This is a genomic window from Burkholderia sp. BCC0322 (assembly GCF_902833045.1).
Lineage (GTDB): Bacteria > Pseudomonadota > Gammaproteobacteria > Burkholderiales > Burkholderiaceae > Burkholderia.
In genome coordinates this window covers 23,137-46,108 of the sequence record NZ_CADFDU010000019.1, presented here as the reverse complement: position 1 = coordinate 46,108, position 22,972 = coordinate 23,137, and the positions used below count along the sequence as shown (strand labels likewise).

General features: G+C 67.5%; 18 protein-coding genes and 1 pseudogene. 15 read left to right on the top strand and 4 right to left on the bottom strand.

The features are described 5' to 3' along the window. Window positions 1-43: 43 nt before the first annotated feature. Window positions 44-2,002: a 5-dehydro-2-deoxygluconokinase gene (gene iolC / locus HWX39_RS32845; protein WP_175971737.1), complete on the bottom strand. Its 1,959-nt coding sequence runs from the start codon at window positions 2,000-2,002 to the stop codon at window positions 44-46. Between the two features lie 316 nt (window positions 2,003-2,318). On the opposite strand from iolC, the gene HWX39_RS32840 reads away from it, so the two are divergent. The 8 genes and pseudogenes from HWX39_RS32840 (at window position 2,319) to HWX39_RS32805 (ending at window position 9,916) form a co-directional block, all read left to right on the top strand. Beyond that, window positions 2,319-3,245: a sugar ABC transporter substrate-binding protein gene (locus tag HWX39_RS32840; protein ID WP_175953003.1), complete on the top strand. Its 927-nt coding sequence runs from the start codon at window positions 2,319-2,321 to the stop codon at window positions 3,243-3,245. Between the two features lie 68 nt (window positions 3,246-3,313). Further along, the gene (locus tag HWX39_RS32835; RefSeq protein ID WP_175971736.1) at window positions 3,314-4,915 is read left to right on the top strand and encodes a sugar ABC transporter ATP-binding protein; all 1,602 of its coding nucleotides are present in this window, start codon (window positions 3,314-3,316) and stop codon (window positions 4,913-4,915) included. A gap of 26 nt (window positions 4,916-4,941) precedes the next feature. Beyond that, complete coding sequence (locus tag HWX39_RS32830; protein ID WP_175971735.1) at window positions 4,942-5,967, top strand: ABC transporter permease; 1,026 nt, start codon at window positions 4,942-4,944, stop codon at window positions 5,965-5,967. 76 nt (window positions 5,968-6,043) lie between these two features. Further along, window positions 6,044-6,187 (top strand): hypothetical protein, encoded by a 144-nt coding sequence (locus HWX39_RS32825; RefSeq protein ID WP_175971708.1) that lies wholly within the window; start codon window positions 6,044-6,046, stop codon window positions 6,185-6,187. Between the two features lie 63 nt (window positions 6,188-6,250). After that, a complete protein-coding gene (locus HWX39_RS32820; protein ID WP_175971734.1) occupies window positions 6,251-7,264 on the top strand; it encodes a Gfo/Idh/MocA family oxidoreductase in 1,014 nt (337 codons plus the stop codon). 32 nt (window positions 7,265-7,296) lie between these two features. Next, window positions 7,297-7,449: pseudogene (locus HWX39_RS32815) on the top strand (AP endonuclease); the annotation flags it as partial. 137 nt (window positions 7,450-7,586) lie between these two features. Further along, window positions 7,587-8,759: a Gfo/Idh/MocA family oxidoreductase gene (locus tag HWX39_RS32810; protein WP_175971733.1), complete on the top strand. Its 1,173-nt coding sequence runs from the start codon at window positions 7,587-7,589 to the stop codon at window positions 8,757-8,759. A gap of 272 nt (window positions 8,760-9,031) precedes the next feature. Beyond that, the gene (locus tag HWX39_RS32805) at window positions 9,032-9,916 is read left to right on the top strand and encodes a MurR/RpiR family transcriptional regulator (protein WP_175971732.1); all 885 of its coding nucleotides are present in this window, start codon (window positions 9,032-9,034) and stop codon (window positions 9,914-9,916) included. Between the two features lie 59 nt (window positions 9,917-9,975). Here the strand turns inward: HWX39_RS32805 and HWX39_RS32800 are convergent, their stop codons facing one another. After that, entirely contained in the window at window positions 9,976-11,496 is a 1,521-nt protein-coding gene (locus tag HWX39_RS32800; RefSeq protein ID WP_175971731.1) for a CoA-acylating methylmalonate-semialdehyde dehydrogenase, read from the bottom strand. Window positions 11,497-11,609: 113 nt separating this feature from the next. On the opposite strand from HWX39_RS32800, the gene HWX39_RS32795 reads away from it, so the two are divergent. The 7 genes from HWX39_RS32795 to HWX39_RS32765 all read left to right on the top strand — a co-directional run bounded on the left by HWX39_RS32795 (window position 11,610) and on the right by HWX39_RS32765 (window position 18,877). Further along, window positions 11,610-12,545, top strand: a complete 936-nt coding sequence (locus HWX39_RS32795) for a LysR family transcriptional regulator (RefSeq protein WP_175971730.1) — start codon at window positions 11,610-11,612, stop codon at window positions 12,543-12,545. Window positions 12,546-12,662: 117 nt separating this feature from the next. Continuing rightward, the gene (locus HWX39_RS32790) at window positions 12,663-12,890 is read left to right on the top strand and encodes a sulfurtransferase TusA family protein (RefSeq protein WP_006402122.1); all 228 of its coding nucleotides are present in this window, start codon (window positions 12,663-12,665) and stop codon (window positions 12,888-12,890) included. 195 nt (window positions 12,891-13,085) lie between these two features. Beyond that, window positions 13,086-13,499 (top strand): peptidase, encoded by a 414-nt coding sequence (locus tag HWX39_RS32785; RefSeq protein ID WP_175971729.1) that lies wholly within the window; start codon window positions 13,086-13,088, stop codon window positions 13,497-13,499. 268 nt (window positions 13,500-13,767) lie between these two features. Continuing rightward, window positions 13,768-14,472, top strand: a complete 705-nt coding sequence (locus tag HWX39_RS32780) for a response regulator transcription factor (RefSeq protein ID WP_027784223.1) — start codon at window positions 13,768-13,770, stop codon at window positions 14,470-14,472. Further along, window positions 14,469-15,830 (top strand): FecR domain-containing protein, encoded by a 1,362-nt coding sequence (locus HWX39_RS32775; protein ID WP_175971728.1) that lies wholly within the window; start codon window positions 14,469-14,471, stop codon window positions 15,828-15,830. Before HWX39_RS32780 ends, HWX39_RS32775 begins: the two co-directional genes overlap by 4 nt. A 10-nt stretch (window positions 15,831-15,840) precedes the next feature. Then, window positions 15,841-18,228 carry a CHASE2 domain-containing protein gene (locus tag HWX39_RS32770; RefSeq protein ID WP_175971727.1) on the top strand — a complete coding sequence of 796 codons (2,388 nt, stop codon included), beginning with the start codon at window positions 15,841-15,843 and terminating at the stop codon, window positions 18,226-18,228. A 37-nt stretch (window positions 18,229-18,265) separates the two neighbouring features. Next, window positions 18,266-18,877 carry a DUF4136 domain-containing protein gene (locus HWX39_RS32765; protein WP_175971726.1) on the top strand — a complete coding sequence of 204 codons (612 nt, stop codon included), beginning with the start codon at window positions 18,266-18,268 and terminating at the stop codon, window positions 18,875-18,877. Window positions 18,878-18,940: 63 nt separating this feature from the next. Here the strand turns inward: HWX39_RS32765 and galU are convergent, their stop codons facing one another. Together galU and HWX39_RS32755 are read right to left on the bottom strand one after the other, a co-directional pair. Further along, a complete protein-coding gene (galU, locus tag HWX39_RS32760; protein WP_175971725.1) occupies window positions 18,941-19,825 on the bottom strand; it encodes a UTP--glucose-1-phosphate uridylyltransferase GalU in 885 nt (294 codons plus the stop codon). Window positions 19,826-19,912: 87 nt separating this feature from the next. Further along, window positions 19,913-22,780, bottom strand: a complete 2,868-nt coding sequence (locus HWX39_RS32755; protein WP_175971724.1) for a valine--tRNA ligase — start codon at window positions 22,778-22,780, stop codon at window positions 19,913-19,915. Window positions 22,781-22,972: the final 192 nt, after the last annotated feature.

Genomic DNA, 22,972 nt, shown 5'->3' with positions numbered 1-22,972 from the left:
CGGTCGGTGAAGAGGGATCGGGTGGATCGTCGCGGGTGTCGCGTCAGGCCGCGGCGGCGCGGGCGGCCGCGGCGCGGCGGCCGAGCCACGCGTCGACCAGCTGCGCGAAGTTGCCGGCGACTTCGTCGATCAGCGCCTGGTCGTCGATCCGGCCGGCGAACCAGTTCAGCGATGCATCGGCCCACAGCGTGCGCCCGACCATGAAGCCCTTGACGATCGGGTTGGTCGCCGAGCGGAAGCTGTCGACGAGGTATTGCAACGGCTGGTTCAGCCCGAGGATCACCGCGCCGCGGCAATGCGGGTCGCGCTCGGCGATCAGCGCGGCGAGCCGCGCCCAGCCGTCGGCGCTCAGCGGCGTGAGCTTCCACCATTCCGGCATCACGCCGAGGTTGTAGAAGCGCGCGATCGTGCGCAGCACCGCGTCGTCCTCGGTGCCGGCCGGCGTGACCGCGCGCGGCGGAATCATTTCCAGCAGGAGTTCGTTGCCGCTCTCGCGCGTGGCTTCCCACAGTTCCAGCACGCGCTGCTCCTGTTCGACGCGCAGGTCGACCGGGTCGTCCGGGTGATAGTGAACCAGGCACTTCACGACCTGTTCGGTCGGCCAGTGCGTGAGCGACGAGCCGATCGAGCGCGTTGCGTCGAAACGCAGCGGCCGGGAGCCCGGCAACTCGACCGGGCGGCCGACCCACCAGCCGCGTCCGGTGGCCGACGCAAGCGCGTCGCTGCCATAGCCGCCGCCGTCGATCAGCACGCCGACATGGCCTTCGATATGACGATCGCGCTCGACCTGCTCGACCGCGCGCACGAGCAGGCGCTTCAGCGTCTTGATCCGCGCTTCGTCCGCGCCGGCCTGCACCGCGAGTTCGTAGAACTGGCTGCGATGGTCGAACGCCATCACGCACAGGTCGTCCCATTCGCGGCGCGGCACCGTCACGCGATGCAGGTGCGCGAGCGCGTGGTCGGCGTCGACCACCGGATTGCGGCTGCCGTCGAACCAGTGCGCGAGCTCGGCCGGCGTCGGCATCGCCGCGGAGCACGCATGGCGCGACACGACGATCGCGCCGCACGCGTTCGCGATGCGCGTCGATTCGGCCCAGTCGCGGCCGCGCAGCAGCCCCGACAGCAGGCCCGACAGGAACGCGTCGCCCGCGCCGAGCACGTTGAGCACCTCGACGCGTTCGCCGAGGAAAGTCGGCGCATCGTCGATGCGGGCGGGAATGTCGCCCTCGATCACGCAGCAGCCGAGCGCGCCGCGCTTGACGACCAGCGTCGCATTCGTGATCTTGCGCACCGCCTGCAACGAGCCGATCACGTCGTGCGGCACGCCGCCCGCGATCAGGAATTCCTCCTCGGTGCCGACCAGCAGGTCGAATTCGCCGAGCACCTGCTGCAGTTGCCGCGTCACCTGCGCGTCCGGCACGTAGCGGTTCTCGCCCGCACCGCGTGCGGTCAGCCCCCACAGCACGGGCCGGTAGTCGATGTCGAGAATCCGCACGACGCCGTGGCGACGCGCATAACCGAGCGCGGTCAGCGACGCCTCGCGCGTGCCCGGCGTCGACAGATGCGTGCCGGTGATCGCGAGCGCGCGGCAGCCGGCGATGAAGTCCTCGCTGATCTCGTCGGCGCGCACCGCCATGTCCGCGCAGTTCTCGCGCATGAACAGCAGCGGGAACGTGTCGCGATCCTTCAGCCCGAGCAGCACCAGCGCGGTGAGGCGCTCGCGGTCGGTCTGCAGCTGGCTCGTGTCGCAGCCCTCGCGCTCGAGCGTCTCGCGCAGGAAGCGGCCCATCTGCTCGTCGCCGACCCGCGAGATCATCGCGGTCTTCAGCCCCAGACGGGCCACGCCGAACGCGACGTTGCCGGACGAGCCGCCCAGATACATCTGGAAGCTGCGCGCGTCCTCCAGGCGGCTGCCGTACTGCTGCGCATAGAGATCCACGGCCACGCGGCCGAGGCAGGCGAGATCGATGGGGCGGTCACTCGGAAAGTTCAGCAGGCTCATATCACGTGTCACGCTCGCAGCCGGCGGTCGGCGATGCCGGCGGATTAGGGGACCGATCTTCCGGCGACGATCCGCACCGTGTACTGCACGACGCGGGACTGCCTGCCGCAAGGAATCGGGCTACGGAACGGAGTCTAGACTTTTTGGAAATCCAGTTCCCTAGGTGAAATCACGTAGAAATAAATTTCCAAATTTTCGAGGAAGTGATCTACAGTTTCATCCGGATGCTTCAGTCCCGATCGGACCAGATCGGACTCGGCCCGGCGGCGCGCAACGCGCCGTCTTCCGCCCCCGGAGATGAGGAGACAGATTGATCATGAAGACCAAGCTGATGGCCGTCGCGGCCGCCGCGATCCTGGCTGCGCCGCTCGCGCATGCCGAGAAGATCGGCGTGACGATGGCGTCGTTCGACGACACGTTCCTGACCATCCTGCGCAACAGCATCGCCGATTCGGCGAAGAAGGACGGCGCGACGGTGCAGATCGAGGACGGCGGCAACGACGTCGGCAAGCAGTTGAGCCAGGTCCAGAACATGATCGCGCAGAAGGTCGACGCGATCATCGTGAACGCGGTCGATACCGACGCGACGCCGAAGATCACCAAGATGGTGACGGCCGCGAAGATCCCGCTCGTGTACGTGAACCGCAAGCCGGTCGATTTCGACAAGCTGCCGGCCGGCGTCGCGGTCGTCGCGTCCGACGAGAAGCAGTCGGGCACGCTGCAGGCGCGCCAGGTGTGCAAGCTGCTCGGCGGCAAGGGCGACCTCCTCGTGCTGATGGGCGAGCTGTCCAACGAATCGGCGCGCGCCCGCACGAAAGACATCGAGGACGTGATCGCGACGAAGGATTGCGCGGGCATGAAGATCGTCGACAAGCGCGAAGGCAAGTGGAGCCGCACGCAGGGCCAGGACATCACGATGAACTGGCTGAGCTCCGGCACGAAGTACGACGCGATCATCTCCAACAACGACGAGATGGCGATCGGCGCGATCAACGCGCTGAAGGCCGCGCGCAAGTGGACGCCGAAGACGATCGTCGCCGGCATCGATGCGACGCCGGACGGCCTCGCGTCGATGAAGAGCGGCGAGCTGAAGGTGTCGGTGTACCAGAACGCGGCCGGGCAGGGGCAGCAGGCCGTCGCGGCCGCGCTCAAGCTCGCGAAGAAGCAGCCCGTCGACCGTTACGTGAACGTGCCGTTCGAGCTCGTGACGCCCGAGAACATGAACCAGTACGCGAAGCACTGACCGGTGATCCGTTGAACTGCGCGGGCCCGGCATGGCCGGGTTCGCGCGCGACTTGTCGAGGAACGTCCATGTTTACAGCCAGAGTCGCGCGCCCGATGGCCGGCGACGATGCGCCGGCCGCTTCGTCGGGCTTGTCCGGCTCGACCGGTTCGACCGGTTCGTCGGCCCCGCCGGCTTCTTCCGCGGCCGACTGCGTGCTCGAAGTGCGCGGCGTCGGCAAGGCTTTTCCCGGCGTCGTTGCGCTCGACGGCGTGCAGTTCCGCGTGCGTCGCGGCACCGTCCATGCGCTGATGGGCGAAAACGGCGCGGGCAAGTCGACGCTGATGAAGATCATCGCCGGCGTCTACACGCCCGACCAGGGCGAGATCCTGATCAACGGCGAGCCCGTCGTGCTGAACGGCCCGCTCGATGCGCTCGACCGCGGCATCGCGATGATTCACCAGGAACTCAACCTGATGCCGTACATGACGGTCGCGGAGAACATCTGGATCCGTCGCGAACCGAAGAACCGCGTCGGCCTGATCGATCACGCCGCGCTGCGCCGCCAGACGGCCGAGCTGTTCGAACGGCTGTCGATCGACATCGATCCGGAAACCGACGTGCGCACGCTGACGGTCGCGAGCCGCCAGATGGTCGAGATCGCGAAGGCCGTATCGTTCGACTCCGACGTGCTGATCATGGACGAGCCGACCTCCGCGCTGACCGACAAGGAAGTCACGCATCTGTTCCGGATCATTCGCCAGCTGCGCGAGCAGGGCAAGGGCATCGTCTACATCACGCACAAGATGAACGAGCTGTTCGAGATCGCCGACGAGTTCTCGGTGTTCCGCGACGGCAAGTACATCGGCACGCATGCATCGAGCGACGTCACGCGCGACGACATCATCCGCATGATGGTCGGACGCGAGATCACGCAGATGTTCCCGAAGGAGACGGTGCCGATCGGCGACGTCGTGCTGTCGGTGAAGAACCTCGGCGTCGAAGGCGTGTTCCGCGACGTGAGTTTCGAGCTGCGCGCGGGCGAGATCCTCGGCGTGGCCGGCCTCGTCGGCTCGGGGCGCTCGAACGTCGCGGAGGCGCTGTTCGGCGTCGTGCCGGCCACGTCGGGCGAGATCCGGATCGACGGCAAGCCGGTGCGCATCGCGACGCCCGCGCAGGCGATGAAGCACGGGATGGCCTTCCTCACCGAAGACCGCAAGGACACCGGCTGCTTCCTGAATCTCGACCTGCTCGCGAACATGGAAGCCGCGGTGCTCAGCCACCGCTACGTGAAGTTCAATTTCGTGCAGCAGGCGCAATTGAAGCGCGACTGCGAGGAAATGAGCCGGATGCTGCGCGTGAAGTCGCCCGGGCTGCACGAGGAAATCCAGAACCTGTCGGGCGGCAACCAGCAGAAGGTGCTGATCGGCCGGTGGCTGCTCACGCAGCCGCGCATCCTGATCCTCGACGAACCGACGCGCGGCATCGACGTCGGCGCGAAGGCCGAGATTCACCGGCTCGTCAGCGCGCTTGCCGGCAAGGGCGTCGCGGTGCTGATGATCTCGTCGGAGATGCCGGAGGTGCTGGGAATGAGCGATCGCGTGATGGTGATGCATGAAGGGCGCATGACCGGCATCGTCGATCGCAAGGACGCCGACCAGGTCCGCATCATGGATCTCGCGTCGCGCTGAGCCGAAACAAGATTGGAGACATAGCAATGGGCAACCTGAACCCGGTCGCGGATGCGCAGACCATGACCGTCAAGGCGCGGCACACGAAGTGGCCGCCCGAGCTGAGCATCTTCCTGGTGCTCGTCGGCATCAGCCTGTTCTTCGAGATCGTCGGCTGGATCGTCGTCGGCCAGAGCTTCCTGTTCAACGCCGAGCGGCTCGAGATCATCGTGCTGCAGATGGCCGTGATCGGCATTATCGCGGTCGGCGTGAACCTCGTGATCATCACCAGCGGGATCGACCTGTCGTCGGGCTCGGTCGTCGCCGCCGCGGCGGTCGTTTCGGCGAGTCTCGCACAGGTGTCCGACTTCCCGCGCGCGGTGTTTCCGCACCTGACCGACCTGCCGATCATCTGGCCGGTGCTGGCCGGCGTATGCGTCGGGCTGCTGGTCGGCCTGCTGAACGGCTCGCTGATCGCGATGACGGGCATTCCGCCGTTCATCGCGACGCTCGGCACCATGGTGGCCGCGCGCGGCTTCGCGAAGTGGTTCACCAACGGGATGCCGGTGTCGATGCTGACCGACCAGTTCGCGGCCATCGGCGCGGGTGCCAACCCGGTGATCATCTTTCTCGTGATCGCCGCGATTTTCCACGTCGTGCTGCGCTACACGCGTTTCGGCAAGTACACCTATGCGATCGGCGCGAACCGTCACGCGGCCGTCGTGTCGGGCATCAACGTCACGCGCCACCTGATCTTCGTCTACGCGATCGCGGGCCTCCTGAGCGGGATCGCCGGCACCGTGACGGCCGCGCGTGCGATCTCGGGCCAGTCGGGCATGGGGGTGATGTACGAGCTCGACGCGATCGCGGCGGTCGTGATCGGCGGCACGTCGCTGTCGGGCGGCCTCGGCCGCGTGACGGGTACCGTGATCGGCGTGCTGATCCTCGGCGTGATGACGTCGGGTTTCACGTTCATCCGCATCGACGCGTATTACCAGGAGATGGTCAAGGGCGCGATCATCGTCGCGGCCGTGATCGCCGACCAGTATCGCAACAAGAAGAAGCGTCGCTGACCCTTCGTGCATCGCCGGACGAGGGCGGCACGTGCCGCCGCCTGCGTCCGGAACCCGCCACCGTCGAGGACATTCGATGAAGATCGCGCTGGACCGACACATGATTCGCCACCTGCCGCTCGACCGCCTGCCGCATGTGGTGGCCGCGCTCGGCAACGACCGGATCCGGGCGCGATGGCGATCGCCGTTTCGATCGCACGGTGGCGCGCTGACACCATGAAACCCTGACGACCGGCACGGCACGGGCCGCGCCACCGACAAACGACAGACTGGAGATAACCGGATGACCTTGCAAATCGGCGTGATCGGCTGCGGCGCGATCGGCCAGGACCATATTCGCAGACTGACCCGCACGCTGTCCGGCGCGCGCGTCGTGGCCGTCAACGACATCGATCCGCAGCAGGCGCGTGACGCGGTGACGAAGTATGGGCTCGAAGCGGAGATTTACGGTGACGGCCACGAGGTGGTCGCGGCTGCCGACGTGCAGGCCGTGCTCGTCACGTCGTGGGGGCCGACGCACGAGGCGTTCGTGCTCGACGCGATCGCGCACGGCAAGCCCGTGTTCTGCGAGAAGCCGCTCGCCGTCACGGCCGACGGCTGCATGCGGATCGTCGAAGCCGAAGTCGCGCACGGCAAGCGGCTCGTGCAGGTCGGCTTCATGCGTCCGTACGACGAAGGCTATCGCGCGCTGAAGCGCGTGATCGACAGCGGCGAGATCGGCGCGCCGCTGATGCTGCACTGCGCGCACCGCAATCAGTCCGTCGGCGAGCGCTACACGACCGACATGGCGATCACCGACACGCTGATCCACGAACTCGACGTGCTGCGCTGGCTGCTCGGCGAGGACTACGTGAGCACGCAGGTCGTCTATCCGAAGAAGACGCGCCATGCGTCCTCGCATCTCGCCGATCCGCAGATCGTGCTGCTGGAAACCGCGAGCGGCGTGCGCATCGACGTCGAGATCTTCGTGAACTGCCAGTACGGCTATGACATCCAGTGCGAGGTGGTGGGCGAGCAGGGCATCGCGAAGCTGCCCGATCCGCCGGCCGTGGGGCTCAAGCACGCGGCCCGGCAGTCGGTCGAGATCATGACCGACTGGAAGGAGCGCTTCATCGCGTCGTACGACGTCGAGCTGCAGGCGTTCATCGACGGCGTGCGGGCGCATGCGCTCACCGGGCCGTCGGCCTGGGACGGCTACGCGGCGGCGGTCGCGGCCGACGCATGTGTGCGTGCGCAAAAGAGCGGGGCGGTCGAACCGATCGCGATGGCCGAACGCCCAGCGTTCTATCGCGGCTGAACCGTGGCCGCCCGCGTGCCGGATTGACCGACATGACGATGAAGACGGGTTGCGCACCTTGCTGCCGGGCTGTCGACGACGTGCAAAACCCGCACCTGCCGCCGTGGCGGCAGGTGCTCGCCGAAGCTGCCGGCGCCGGCTGCTCGGGTATCGCGCGCGGGCCGTCCGGCTACATCCCGTTCGAGCGGAGCGCGACCCGCGCAATGCCGGCACGAGCCTGCGCGACGTCGCCGCGAGCCGCGTTTCTCGGGTTGGCCGGCTTCGCATGATCCTGCGCACCACGCGTACCTTGAACTGAACACGCACCAGGAACACCACCATCATGATTGACGGACAGATTCTGCTTGGACATTCGATTCGCTGGGGCATGGTCGGCGGCGGGCTCGGCAGCCAGATCGGCTACAGCCACCGGTCGGCCGCGTTGCGCGACGGCAGCTTCCAGCTGGTCGCCGGCGCGTTCGACATCGATCCCGAACGCGGCCGCCAGTTCGGCGTGAAGCTCGGCGTCGCCGCGGAGCGCTGCTACCCCGACTACGCGGCGATGTTCGACGCCGAGGCGCGCCGCCCGGACGGCATCCGCGCGGTGTCGATCGCGACGCCGAACAATACGCACTTCGAGATCTGCCGCGCCGCGCTGAACGCGGGGCTGCACGTGGTCTGCGAGAAGCCGCTGTGCTTCACGACGGAGGAGGCCGAAGCACTGGAGCGGCTGTCGGTCGAGAAGAACCGGATCGTCGGCGTCGCGTACGGTTATTCCGGATACCAGATGATCGAGCAGGCGCGAGAGATGATCGCGCGCGGCGATCTCGGCGAGATCCGCATCGTGCAGATGCAGTTCGCGCACGGGTTCCACAGCGAAGGGGTCGAGGCCGCGAGCGCGGCCGCGCGCTGGCGCGTCGATCCGAAGTTCGCGGGCCCGAGCTATGTGCTCGGCGACATCGGCACGCACCCGCTGTACCTCTCCGAAGTGATGGTGCCCGAGCTGAAGATCCGGCGGCTGATGTGTTCGCGGCAGAGCTTCGTGAAGAGCCGCGCGCCGCTGGAAGACAACGCGTTCACGATCATGGAATACGACACGGGTGCGGTCGGCTACGTGTGGTCGAGCGCGGTGAACGCGGGCTCGATGCACAGCCAGAAGGTGCGCGTGATCGGCTCGAAGGCGAGCGTCGAATGGTGGGACGAGCATCCGAACCAGCTGCGCTACGAGGTGCAGGGGCAGCCCGCACAGGTGCTCGATCGCGGGATGGGTTATCTGCATCCGCACGCGTTGCGCGAGGATCGGATCGGCGCCGGGCATCCGGAAGGGCTGTTCGAGGCGTGGTCGAATCTCTACGCGCGCTTCGCGCTCGCGATGGATGCGGCCGATCGCGGCGACGCCGCCGCGTTGAAGAACATCCGCTATCCGGACGTCCATGCGGGCGTGGAGGGCGTGCGCTGGGTCGAGCACTGCGTGCGTTCCGCCGATGCGGGCGGCGTGTGGGTCGACTATCGCTGAGCAGGGCAGGCCGGTTGCGCCACGCGCTGCCGTGGCGGCCGGCCTTGGTAGACACCCTGATCTTTACGACGCCGCGAGAGCGTCGGACAATCGCTTCCAGTATCGCCGTGGAGCGTAGGCAAGTGATGATCGAGCGCGTGGGAGCGAGCGTGCGGCGCGGGCCGGGCCGCAAACGTGATTAAATTCGCCCTTCATGCATGTATCCAGGTGAGCCCCGGGCCGCGCCCGCCCGCATCGCGCGCGCATCGGGGCCGTCAACTTCGCGCTATCCGATGAGTTCATCCGAGAAACCTCCCGCCACCGTCGAGCAGTTCCTGCGGCACCTGACGCAGGAGTACGACGGCCTCAGCAATCGTCTGAAGGTGATCGCACGCCACGTGGAAACGCATCGGGACCAGCTGGGCCTGGAAGGCATCCAGTCGCTCGCGGAGGCGTGCGGCGTTCAGCCGTCGGCCGTCGTGCGTTTCGCGAAGCACTTCGGCTTTTCCGGCTTCTCCGAGATGCAGCGGCTGTTCCGCGAGGGGCTCGCGCAGCAGATCGCGCCGGGGCGCGCGTACAACCTGCGGCTGCGCGACGTGATCGAGGCGGGCTCGTCGAGCCTGCAGCCCGAGCAGATCGCCGACGAATTCATCAAGGGCAGCATCGCCGGGATGCAGCAACTGCGGCAGACGCTCGATTCGCAGGCGCTCGCGCAGGCCGTCGACCTGCTCGCCGACACGCAGGCGATCTGGATCGCGGGCTCGCGGCGCGCGTTTCCGATTGCCGTGTACCTCGACTATGCGCTGCAGCACACCGACAAGCGCATCGGGCTGTTCAGCGCGCTCGGCAGCATGCATCTCGGGCAGATCCGCTCGGTGCGCGAGGGCGACGTGATGATCGTGATCTCGTTCATGCCGTATGCGGAGGAAACCGTGCAGGTCGCGCAGCAGGCCGTGCAGCGCGGCGCGCGGCTGATCGCGATCACCGACAGCCGGATGAGCCCGCTCGCGCGGGAGGCCGAGGTGACGCTGATGGTGCAGGACAGCGCGACGTTCGGTTTTCGCGCGCTGACCGCCACGATGGGCCTCGCGCAGAGCCTGTTCGTCGCGCTCGCGTACCGGCTCGAGCTGTCGTACCTGCCGACCGCCGACGGCGCCCACGGCACGAAGGCCGGCTGACGCATCCCGCCGCCGCGCCGCCCGCTCGACTGATCCGCGGGCGGCGTGCCGTCGGGCGGTTACTTCGCGGTCGGCATCGCGAATTCGGCACCCTTGCCGATGCTCGACGACCAGCGCTGCATCACCGACTTCTGGCGCGTATAGAAGCGCACGCCTTCCTCGCCGTAGGCGTGCATGTCGCCGAACAGGCTCTTCTTCCAGCCGCCGAAGCCATGCCACGCCATCGGCACCGGAATCGGCACGTTGATGCCGACCATCCCGACCTGGATGCGCCGCGAGAACTCGCGCGCGATGCCGCCATCGCTCGTGAAGCACGACACGCCGTTGCCGAATTCGTGCGCGTTGATCAGGTCGACCGCTTCGCCGAAATCCTTCACGCGCACGCAGCCGAGCACGGGCCCGAAGATTTCTTCCTTGTAGATGCGCATCTCGGGCGTCACGTGGTCGAACAGCGTGCCGCCGGTGAAGAAGCCCGCTTCGCGGCCCGGCACGCGCAGCCCGCGGCCGTCGACCACCAGTTGCGCGCCTTCGTTCACGCCTTGCTCGATATAGCCTTCGATGCGCTTGAGTGCGTCGCCGGTGACGATCGGCCCCATCTCGACTTCCGGCGACATGCCGTCGCCGATCACCAGCTTGCGCGCGCGCTCGGCTACCAGCGGCACGATCTTGTCCGCAATGTCGCCAACCAGCACCGCGACGCTGATCGCCATGCAGCGTTCGCCGGCCGAGCCGTACGCGGCGCCGATCAGGGCATCGACTGCCTGCTCGAGGTTCGCGTCGGGCATCACGACGAGGTGATTCTTCGCGCCGCCGAGTGCCTGCACACGCTTGCCGGATTGCACCGCGCGCTGCTGCACGTAGGCCGCGATCGGCGTCGAGCCGACGAAGCTGACGGCCTGCACGTCGGGGTGGTCGAGCAGCGCGTCGACTGCGCCCTTGTCGCCCTGCACGACGTTGAACACGCCGGCCGGCAGCCCGGCCTGCGTGAGCAGGTCGGCGATGAACAGGGCCGCCGACGGGTCTCGCTCGCTCGGCTTCAGCACGAACGTGTTGCCCGTCGCGAGCGCGACCGGGAACATCCAGCACGGCACCATGCACGGGAAGTTGAACGGCGTGATGCCCGCGACGACGCCGAGCGGCTGGCGCATCGTCCAGTTGTCGATGCCGGTGCTGACCTGGTCGGTGAAGTCGCCCTTCAGGAGCTGCGGCACGCCGCATGCGAATTCGATGATGTCGATCCCGCGGGCGACTTCGCCCTGCGCGTCGGAGAACACCTTGCCGTGCTCGGCCGTAATGATCGCCGCGAGCGTGTCGCGGTGCTCGTTCATCAGTTGCAGGAAGCGGTGCAGGATGCGCGCACGGCGGATCGGCGGCGTCTCGGCCCAGGCCGGAAACGCGGCATGGGCGGACGCGACGGCCTGCTGCACTTCGCTGGCGTCGGCGAGCGCCACGCGGCGCACCGCGCGGCCGAGCGCGGGATTGAGGACGTCCTGGAAGCGGCCGCTGCGGCCGGCGACGGGCGCGCCGTCGATGTAGTGGCCGACGTCGGCGTCGGAGGTGTACGCGGGAACCGGATTCATCGTGTCTCCTGGGGGATCGGGTGGGGTGGACAGCCCCAAGTCTAGGCAAACGCGCAGGGCCGGAGAAGGCCGCGCAGCTTGATTCACTGTTCAGAATTCTGAATAATCACTGGATGAATCAGCAAAATGTCCAGGCGCTCTGGCCGCACATCCATTCGCTGACGGTACTGGCTGCGGCCGGCAGTTTCACGGCCGCCGCGCAGCGGCTCGGCATCAGCAAGGCCGCGATGAGCCAGCGCATCGCCGATCTCGAAAAAGCCGCCGGCGTGCCGCTCGTGCGTCGCACGACGCGCAGCGTGCGGCTCACCGACGCGGGCCAGACGCTCGTCGACAGCACGCGCGACGCGTTCGAATCGATCGGGCAGCACTTCGCGCGCGTGAAGGACCTGGCCGGGGAACCGCGCGGCCTGTTGCGCTTGACGGTGCCGGTCGCGCTCGGGCGCCAGCAGGTCGTGCCGCACCTGCCCGATTTCCTGCGGCAGCATTCGGGCGTGCAGATCGAGCTCGACCTGTCGGACCGGCTGCATTCGCTGACGCAGGAGGGTTTCGACCTCGCGATCCGCCATACGACCACGGCGCCGCAGACCCACGTCGCATGGAAGCTGTGCGACACGCGTTCGCTGCTCGTCGCGAGCCGCGACTACCTCGACGCGCGCGGGTCGCCGCGACACCCGGGCGAACTCGTCGAGCACAGCTGCCTGTGCTACCTGCGCGACAACGAGCCGGCCGCATGGAGCTTCGAACCGCACGGCCGGCGGCGCGAGCGCGTGAGCGTGCCGGTGCGCGGCAGCTTCGCGGCGAACAACAGCGAAGCGATGCGCGAGGCCGCGCTCGGCGGACTCGGCATCGCGCTGCTGCCGGATTTCAGCGCGCAGCGCGATCTCGACGCCGGCCGGCTGGTCGCGCTGCTCGACGGCTGGCGGCCGTCGGGCGCGTTCGGCGACCACATCTTCGCGATCCGCCCGTACAGCCCGGTCGTGCCGAGCGCGGTGCGCGCGCTCGTTCGGCACCTGCGCGAGCGGCTCGCGGGCGGCTTTTCGGGCGCCTGAGCCCGGTGGTCGTGGGCGCCCGGCTGCCGGCGGCCCGGGCGGGCACGGCGGCGCTGCGGTAAAATCCAGGCTTCTTTCCGCGCCTTGGATGGCGCGACATTCGAAGGTCGACAGCCGATGCAGATTCACAAGGAAGTGGACGCGCGCGGGCTCAATTGCCCGTTGCCGATCCTGCGTGCCAAGAAAGCGCTCGCCGATATGGAAAGCGGGCAAATCCTCAAGGTGCTCGCGACCGATCCCGGTTCGCAGCGCGATTTCGCCGCGTTCGCGAAGCAGACGGGCAACGAGATCGTCGAATCGACGACGCAGGACAAGACCTTCGTGTTCCTGATGCGCCGCCGCTGACGGCACGCATCACGGTGCCGGCCACGCCTGGCGCCGGCCACGCTTCTCTGACAATTCTTAAACCTCGCTTCGTGACCGGCTGCGTATACTGACCCGGCCGGTCGTCCGCTCCCAGCGGATGCGCCGGCCACGGTACGTCGTATGGCAGGCACGGGGGCCATGCCTGACGCTACCGTCGTACAACGGGGAGAGGACATGTCCTTCAGACCAGGGACCATTCGAAGTCCGTCCGGAGCGGAACGCAGCGCATCGGGACTGAGCCGTATCGAGCTTGACCCGCAACAGGATCGCCACGCGCGTGCCGCGTTGGAGGCCTACGCGGATTCGGCCGCGGCCGAGATGCCGTGGCTGGCCGAGTGGCTCGACGAACGGCTGCGCGATGCCGCGCAGGACGACGGCGCGGGCCTGACCTACTGCGGTGCGACGATCGAGCGCGTGTTCGATCTGGCGCAGGCGTGGGCGGCGAGCCAGCCGGACTACGCGGCCACCGCGTGGGAGCGCGTGCGCGGCCAGCTGCAGCGGATGCTGGCACAGGCGGCGCGTCCGGAGCCGCAGTCGCATCGCGTGCCGGACGATGATGTTGCCGAGCAGGTGGCAGGCATCGATTAGGCGCTCGATTGCACGGCGGGAAGGATTATTCGAAGAAAAGACGGCAGTCCGCGCAATTTATTGGCGAATTTCATACTACTATGATGAAATCGCCGGTTCGTCCGTGCCCCGTTTTTGAGATATTTAGCCGGGGTCGCCGGTTTGCGCAGGTGGCGCGAGCGGCGAACGACGGCTCGCCGGCAGGTATCCGGAAGCCGCGCGCATGCTGCGCGGCCGGGTGGGGGCGGGGAGCTGAACTGGACGAATCGATTTCGATTTGCGGGGTGCTATGAGAATTGCTGTACTGGATGACGATCCGGCCCAGACGGATTTCGTCAGTCAAACGCTGACGGCCATTGGCCATACGTGCTATGCGTTCAAGGAAGGCAAGGCCCTGAAGAAGCGCCTGCAGCGCGAGACCTTCGATCTGCTGGTGCTCGACTGGAACGTGCCCGACATGTCCGGCGAGGAAGTGCTGAAGTGGGTGCGCGCCAATCAGACCGAGCACAGCCTGCCGATCATCTTCATGACGAGCCGTGACGACGAGGCGGGGATCACGCAGATCCTCAACGCCGGCGCCGACGACTACGTGGTCAAGCCCGTGTCGGGGCCGATCCTGCGCGCACGCATCGGCTCGCTGCTGCGTCGCGCGTATCCGGTCAACGCCGAGGCAACCGTTCGCGAATTCGATCAATTCCGTTTCGACGTGAACCTGAAGCAGGCCTACGTCGGCGACAAGGCCGTGAGCCTCACGCAGAAGGAATTCGAGCTCGCGCTGCTGCTGTTCCAGCACCTCGACCGGCCGCTGTCGCGCGCGCACATTCTCGATCTCGTGTGGAAGCAGGCGACCGACATCCCGTCGCGCACGATGGATACGCACATCTCGATGCTGCGCACCAAGCTCGGCCTGCGGCCCGAAAACGGCTATCGCCTCGCGCCGATCTACGGCTACGGCTATCGGCTCGAGCGGGTCGGCCAGGGAGAACCGGAGTGACCACGGGAATCATGCAGCGCACGGCGAACCCGCGCACGGTAGCGTTGCGCGCAGCGTGCGCGGTCGCGTTTGCGTTCGCCGCGCAGCATGCGGCTGCCCAGCCGCCCGAGGCGGCGGGCAAGATGGCCGTCTACCGCACGCAGGCGGGCGACACGCTGTCCGACGTCGCCGCGCGCTACCTGCAGGGCGCGGATGACTGGCAGCTGCTTCAGCGGATCAACGGCATGCCCGCGCCGAAGCATCTGCAGCCCGGCATCGCGCTGAAGCTGCCGGTGGCGCGCCTGCGCAAGGAAAAGCTGACCGCGCGCGTCGTCGCGGTGCAGGGCTCGGCCGAACGTGCGTCCGGCGACGCTTATGCGCCGCTCGCGAACGACGCGACGCTCGCCGAAGGCGATCGCGTGCGTACGGGAGCGAACGGCTTCGTGACGCTCGAGCTCGCCGACGGCACGCACATGAGCCTGCCGCCCGACAGCCAGCTCGCCCTGAAGACGCTGCGCCGCACGGTGCTGACCGGCACGCTCGATCGTGAGTTCGAACTGACGCGTGGCTCGGTCGACAGCGAGGTCACCCATCTGAAGAAACGCGACGACCGCTTCCAGATCCGGTCGCCGTCGGTCGTGGCAGGCGTGCGCGGCACGCACTTTCGCGTGAACTACGACGCGGCCGGCAATGCGTCGACGCGCGTCGAAGTGCTCGACGGCACCGTCGGCGTGGCGGGCGACCGCCGGTTGGCCGATCCGACGCTCGTGCATGCGAATTTCGGCAGCGTTGCGACATCGTCCGGCGCGGTCGGCGCGCCCGTCGAGCTGCTGCCCGCGCCGGAACTCGCGCATCCCGACAAGGTGCAGGACGAGACCGACGTCGCATTCGACGTCGCGCCGCTCGCCCAGGCGCATGCATATCGCGTCCAGCTCGCGCACGACGCCGGGCTGCTCGACCTGTTCCGCGAAACGCGCACCGATTCGGCGCGCGCGGTCTTTCGCGACGTGCCGAACGGGAACTACTTCGTGCGGGTCGCCGCGATCGATGCGAACGGCCTTGAGGGCCGGGCGCATACGTACGCGTTCGAACGCCGCGTGATGGGGCTCGACGCGAGCGCGTCGCCCGGCGCCGGCGGCTACGAGTTCCGCTGGTCGCCGAACGGTTCGGGCAAGGGGGCGCGCTACCGGTTCGTGCTGTCGCGCTCGAAGGACCTGAGCGCGCCGGTCGTCGACCAGGTCGGCCTGCATACGCGCCAGATCACCGTCGCGCACCTGCCCCCGGGCGACTATTTCTGGGCCGTGACCGTCGAGGAGTTCGAAGGCGGCAAGTTCTACGAGAAGACGAGTCCGGTCGGCGCGTTCACGCTGTCGCGCTGATCTGCGGCGCATGAAACCCGATTCCGTTTCCCCGCGGCGGCACCTCGGCCGCCGCTTCCTGATCGAATGGATCGCGATCGGCTGCCTCGGGATCGCGGTGATCCTCGCGTGCGCGCTCGGCAGGCTGTCGGCCAGCGTCGACGGGCTGCTCTACGACCGGCTGCTGATGCTGCGCAGCCTGCCGTTGTCACCCGACGTGGTCGTCGTCGACATCGACAACCAGAGCGTGTCCGCGCTCGGCCGCTGGCCGTGGTCGCGCGACGTGCATGCGCGGCTGCTCGACACGCTGGCGCGCGCGCAACCGGCCGCCGTCGTCTACGACGTGCTGTTCACCGAACCGTCGCCGGAAGATCGCGCGTTCGCGGACGCGATGAGCCGCGTGCCGACCTTCCTGCCGGTGCTGCTGAGCCCCGAGCAGGCCGACGGCTCGCGGACCGTCGAGCCGCCGGTGGCCGCGCTCGCCGCGCGCGCGACGGGGCTCGGTCACATCAACCTCGAAGTCGATCCCGACGGCATCGTACGCAGCGTCGCGCTGTTCGAAAGCGACGGCCGGGTGCGCTGGCCGCAACTGATGGTGCCCGTCTACCGCGCGATCCAGGCCGGCCGGCTGCATCCGGTCGGCGGCGCGCCGGGCGCGAACGCGCACGACCTGTCGCGCGACGCGGCCGACGAAGGGCGCTACCTGATCCCGTTCAGCCGCAATACGCCCGCGTATCCGACACTGTCGTTCGACGACGTGCTCGAAGGGCGCGTGAAACCCGATGCGCTGCGCGGCAAGATCGTCGTCGTCGGCGTGACGGCTTCGGGGCTGTACGACCGGTTCGCCACGCCCGTGTCCGGCGAATTCGGGCCGCTCGCCGGCGTGTATATCCATGCCAACGTGCTCGACATGCTGGCGACCGGCAGTGCGATCTCGCCGGCGTCGCGCGCGGGGTTGTTCGCCGCGTCACTGCTGCCGCTCGCCGCGCTGCTGGGCGGCTTCCTGATGCTGTCGCCGTGGCGCTCGCTGCTGCTGACGCTGAGCCTTGCCGCGCTCTCGGTCGTCGCGAGCATGGCGCTGCTGTTCGAGGCGCGCGTCTGGCTGTCGCCGGCGCCCGCGATCTTCGGGCTGATCGCCGTCTACCCGATCTGGAACTGGCGGCGCCTGGAAATGACGATGTCGTACCTGCGCCGCGAACTGCAGCGGCTCGCCGACGAGCCGCACCTGCTGCCCGAGGCGCCGCGCACGCGCGACGTCGGCGGCGACGTGCTCGAGCGGCAGATGGCGCTGATGGCGCAAGCCGCGCAGCGCGTGCAGGACATGAAGCGCTTCGTGTGGGACAGCCTCGACAGCATGCCCGAGCCGATCTTCGTGACCGACCTGGCCGGTACCGTGCTGATCGCGAACCATGCGGCGAAGCGCTACGGGTCGCGGCTCGCGCTGCCGCTGCCGGAAGGGCGGCCGCTGCGCACCGCGCTCGGCGAGCTGACGTTCATGAAGACCGTCGACGGCAACGCCGAACACGATGCGGCGATCCGCGAGCACTGGCCGGCCGTGCTCGACCCGACGCTCGAGGCCGAGCACGACGCGATGGCGCGCGGCATCGAGGTGCGCGACCGAGACGGGCTCGACCATCTGTTACGCTACGCCGCATGCACGAACGCACAGGGCCGCGTGACGGGCTGGATTGCCGGCCTCGTCGACGTCACCGAGCTGCACGCGGCCGAGCGGCATCGCGAGGAAGCGCTGCACCTGCTGTCGCACGACATGCGCTCGCCGCAGTCGTCGATCCTCGCGCTCGTCGAGATCGAGCGCGATCGCTGCGAGACCGACGCGATGCGCGAGCTGCTTGCGCGGATCGAGCGCTACGCGCACCGTGCACTGTCGCTCGCCGACGAGTTCGTGCAGTTGGCGCGCGCGGAGTCGCAGGCGTACCAGCTCGAGGTGACGAGCCTCGTCGACGTGCTGATCGATGCGAGCGACGAGGTGTGGCCGCAGGCGCAAGCGAAGCACATCCGCATCGACACCGAGGTTGGCACCGACATGTGCTGGGTGCGCGCGGACCGCTCGCTGATCACGCGCGCGTTCGTGAACCTGCTGAACAACGCAGTCAAATACAGCCCGTCTGCTACCGTGATCACGTGTACGCTAGCGGTCGAGCACGCGTCGAAACGGATGTTCTGTACGATTCGCGATCAGGGATACGGCATTGCGCCGGAAGATCAGCGGCATCTGTTCGAGCGTTTCAAGCGATTCCATGCCGGCGAGCGGCCCGAAATCCCGGGTTCCGGGCTCGGCATGGCATTCGTGAAGACGGTCGTCACGCGCCATGGGGGCAGCGTGTCGGTCGACAGCGTGGTGGGTGTCGGCACCGCGGTGACGGTGTCGCTGCCCGCGATCGACGAGCCGTCCGCCTGACAGGGCCGGGCGCGACGGCAGGCATTTGGGGAAAGCCATGAGAAAGGAATGGGCAGCGACCGCGCTGGCGGCGTCGCTGTTGACGGGTTGCGCCGGCGTGACGAGCGGCGTGAGCGCGCTCGGGCAGCCGAACGCGTTCGCATCCGATGCGCACAGCTACGATTTCGTGCGAACGGCCGCGCAGGCCAATGATGCCGAATACCGGCAGATCGAGACGCTTGTGCGCGACGAACTCGCGCACCGCGGCTTCGATGCGAGGCCGCTCGCGGCCGCGCGCTACCGGTTGTCGATCGCGTATGCGACGCAGCCGGCCTCGGTCGCGGCGAGCGCCGACGGGTGCGGTGCCGCGAGCAGCGCATGCGTGACGGTCGACGGGCCGGCGCCATTTGCGCTGCCGTTCATGGGCCGCGTGTATCGCCATGTGCTGACGCTGCGCTTCGTCGACGCGAAATCGGGTGTCGACGTCTACCGCGTATCGGCCGCGCTGCGCGATCGCGATCCCGGCACGCAGCAGGCCGCGCCGGCGCTCGTGAAGAGCGCGCTCGCGAAGGTGCCGTTCGGCGGCGGCGGCTGGCTCGTCAAGACGAAAAAAGACGACGCGGGCGCGATGCCGGGCGTCGTCTCGGTGAAGCCGGCCGACGCGCGCTGAGCGTCGGCGGCCGATGAGGTGAGGGCGGGCTCGCCGGAGTGAGCCCTCGTACCCTTGCCGCGGTCAGTCGGCCGGGTGTGCGCCGCCGCGTGCGCGCAGGTACGCGTCGAACTCCACACCGACTTCCGCGTGCCGCAGCGCGAATTCGACCGTCGCCTTCAGGTAGCCGAGCTTGCTGCCGCAGTCGTAGCGCGTGCCCTGGTACTTGTAGGCCAGCACTTGCTCATCGGCGAGCAGCGCCTGGATCGCGTCGGTGAGCTGCAGCTCGCCGCCCGCGCCGGGCTTCAGCGCGCGCAGGTGCTCGAAGATCCGCGGCTTCAGGATGTAGCGGCCGACCACGCCGAGGTTCGACGGCGCGACTTCCGGTGCCGGCTTCTCGACGATCGCCGACATCTTGACGATCGACTCTTCCCACTCCTTGCCGTCGACGATCCCGTACGACTTCGTCTCCGACGGCGGGATCTCTTCGACGCCGATCACCGAGCTGTGATAGTGGTCGAACACGTCGACCATCTGCTTCATCACGGGCGGGTTGCCGTCGAGCAGGTCGTCGGCGAGGATCACCGCGAACGGGTTGTCGGCCACGAGCTTTTCCGCGCACAGCACCGCATGACCGAGGCCGAGCGCTTCCGGCTGGCGCACGTAGAAGCAGTCGACATGGCTCGGCTTGATGCTGCGCACGAGCTCGAGCAGCTTTGCCTTGCCGCGGGCCTCGAGTTCGGCCTCGATCTCGTACGACTTGTCGAAGTGGTCCTCGATCGCGCGCTTGCTGCGCCCGGTGACGAAGATCATCTCGGTGATGCCGGCGGCGATCGCTTCCTCTACGGCGTACTGGATCAGCGGCTTGTCGACGACCGGCAGCATTTCCTTCGGGCTCGCTTTCGTTGCCGGCAGGAACCGCGTGCCAAGACCAGCAACGGGGAACACCGCCTTGGTAACTTTCAGCATGATCGAACCTTTATTCCTGTAATCGACTTGTCAGACGGTCTATGTTCACGTCTGCATTATAGTGAACGCAAACGACCTTACGGTTTGTTACGCAGGCAACCGATCGAGCTGCGCGCGCAGTTTCTCGAGCGTGCTCTGGAATTCCGCCACGCGCCTTTGTTCCTGTTCGACCACGGCTGGCGGCGCTTTCGCGACGAATGCCTCGTTGCCGAGCTTCGCATTGCACTTCGCGATCTCGCCCGTCAGGCGCGTGATCTCCTTCGACAGGCGCTCGCGTTCGGCCGCGACGTCGATCTCGACCTTCAGCACCAGCTTGTTCGGCCCGACGATCGCAATCGGCGCACCGTGCGCTTCCTTGTCGAGCGTCGCTTCGTCCGCGAGGATCTGCACTTCCGACAGGCGCGCGAGGGCCTGAACGTACGGTGCGAAAGAGCGCAGGCGCTCGGCATCGCCGGCTGCGAGCAGCGGCACCTTGGTGGCCGGCGACAGGTTCATCTCGCCGCGCAGGTTGCGGCACGCGTCGACGATCGCCTTCAGGTCGGCCACCCATTGCTCCGACGCTTCGTCGATCTTCTGCAGGTTCGCGATCGGGTACGCCTGCGTCATCAGCGACGCTTCGCCGTCGGCCTTGCCCTGCGGATAGCGGCCCGCGAGCGGCGCGACCTTCTGCCAGAGTGCTTCGGTGATGAACGGGATGACCGGGTGCGCGAGGCGCAGCACCGTTTCGAGCACGCGCAGCAGCGTGCGGCGCGTCGCGCGCTGTTGTTCCGGCGTGCCGTTCTGGATCTGCACCTTCGCGAGTTCGAGATACCAGTCGCAGTACTCGTCCCACACGAACTTGTAGATGCTGCTTGCGATGTTGTCGAAGCGGTAATCGGCGAAGCCCTTCGCGATGTCGGCCTCCGTGCGCTGCAGCAGCGACACGATCCAGCGGTCGGCCGCCGAGAAGTCGAGGTAGCCGCCCGGGCCGCAATCGCCCGCGCCGCAGACTTCCGGCTTGTCGCTGCCGCAGTCGTGACCTTCGCAGTTCATCAGCACGAAGCGCGTGGCGTTCCACAGCTTGTTGCAGAAGTTACGATAGCCTTCGCAGCGCGCGAGGTCGAAGTTCACGTTGCGACCGAGCGTCGCCATCGACGCCATCGTGAAGCGCAGCGCGTCGGTGCCGAACGCGGCGATGCCGTCCGGGAATTCCTTGCGCGTCTTCTTCTCGATCGTCGCGGCCTGCTTCGGATTCATCAGGCCCGTCGTGCGCTTCGCGACCAGCGTGTCGAGGTCGATGCCGTCGACGATGTCGATCGGGTCGAGCGTGTTGCCCTTGCTCTTCGACATCTTCTGGCCTTCCGCGTCGCGCACGAGGCCGTGCACGTAGACGGTGTGGAACGGCACCTTGCCCGTGAAGTGCGTGGTCATCATCACCATCCGGGCGACCCAGAAGAAGATGATGTCGAAGCCCGTGACGAGCACCGACGACGGCAGGAAGTGCTTCAGCTCAGGCGTTTCGTTCGGCCAGCCGAGCGACGAGAACGGCACGAGCGCCGACGAGAACCACGTGTCGAGCACGTCTTCGTCGCGCTTCAGCGCACCCGTGTAACCCTTCGCGGCAGCCTGCGCGCGCGCTTCTTCCTCGTGGCGCGCGACGAACACCTCGCCGTTCTCGCCGTACCATGCGGGAATCTGGTGGCCCCACCACAGCTGGCGCGAGATGCACCAGTCCTGGATGTTCTCGAGCCATTGGTAATAGGTGGTCGTCCAGTTTTCCGGGACGAACTTGATCTGGCCGCTGCGCACGACGTCGAGCGACGTTTCCGTGATCGACTTGCCGGGATTGAACGTGCCTTCCGGCGCCGGCTTCGTCATCGCCACGAACCACTGGTCGGTCAGCATCGGCTCGATCACGACGCCCGTGCGGTCGCCGCGCGGCACCATCAGCTTGTGCGGCTTCACCGAGTCGAGGAAGCCCTGCGCATCGAGGTCGGCGACGATCGCCTTGCGCGCGTCGAAGCGGTCGAGGCCGCGATACTGCTCGGGGCCGTTGTCGTTGATCTTCGCGTCGAGCGTCAGGATCTCGATCGGTGCGAGCTTGTGGCGCTGGCCGACCTGGTAGTCGTTGAAGTCGTGCGCCGGCGTGACCTTCACGACGCCCGTGCCGAACTCGCGGTCGACGTAGTCGTCCGCGATCACCGGGATCTCGCGGCCCGTCAGCGGCAGCGTGACGAGCTTGCCGATCAGGTGTGCGTAGCGCTCGTCTTCCGGGTGGACCATCAGCGCGACGTCGCCGAGCATCGTTTCCGGGCGCGTCGTTGCAACGGTCAGCGAACCCGAGCCATCGACGAGCGGGTAGCGGATGTGCCACAGGTGGCCGTTTTCCTCTTCGCTCACGACTTCGAGGTCCGACACGGCGGTCAGCAGCACCGGATCCCAGTTGACGAGGCGCTTGCCGCGATAGATCAGGCCCTGTTCATAGAGCGTGACGAACACGTCGCGCACGGCGGCCGACATCTTGTCGTCCATCGTGAAGTATTCGCGCGACCAGTCGGGCGACGCGCCGAGGCGGCGCACCTGGCCGGTGATCGTCGAACCGGATTTTTCCTTCCATTCCCACACGCGCTCGACGAACTTCTCGCGGCCGAGGTCGTGGCGCGACACGCCCTGTGCGTCGAGCTGGCGCTCGACGACGATCTGGGTTGCGATCCCCGCGTGGTCGGTGCCGGGCACCCACAGGGTGTTCTCGCCGAGCATCCGGTGGTAGCGGGTGAGGCCGTCCATGATCGTCTGGTTGAACGCGTGGCCCATGTGCAACGTGCCCGTCACGTTCGGCGGCGGCAACTGGATCGAGAAATCGGGGCGGGCCGGATCGAAGGCCGGGGCCGCATAGCCGCGCTTTTCCCACTCCGGCCCCCATTGGGACTCGATGGTGTGGGGCTCGAAGCTCTTCGCAAGCGTGTTGTCGCTCATGTTGGAAATCTGCCGAAAAATGCGTGAATTGGATGCCGAATCCGACGATTATAAATGGATGCACATCCACCAGCCATCGCGTTGCCGGCGCGGGCCCGTCGCGACGCGGCCGCAGCGTGCCTGCGACGCGCTTGCAACTTGCTGTCGAACGGATCGGGAACAGCATCGCGCGGCCGACTTATAATGTCGGGT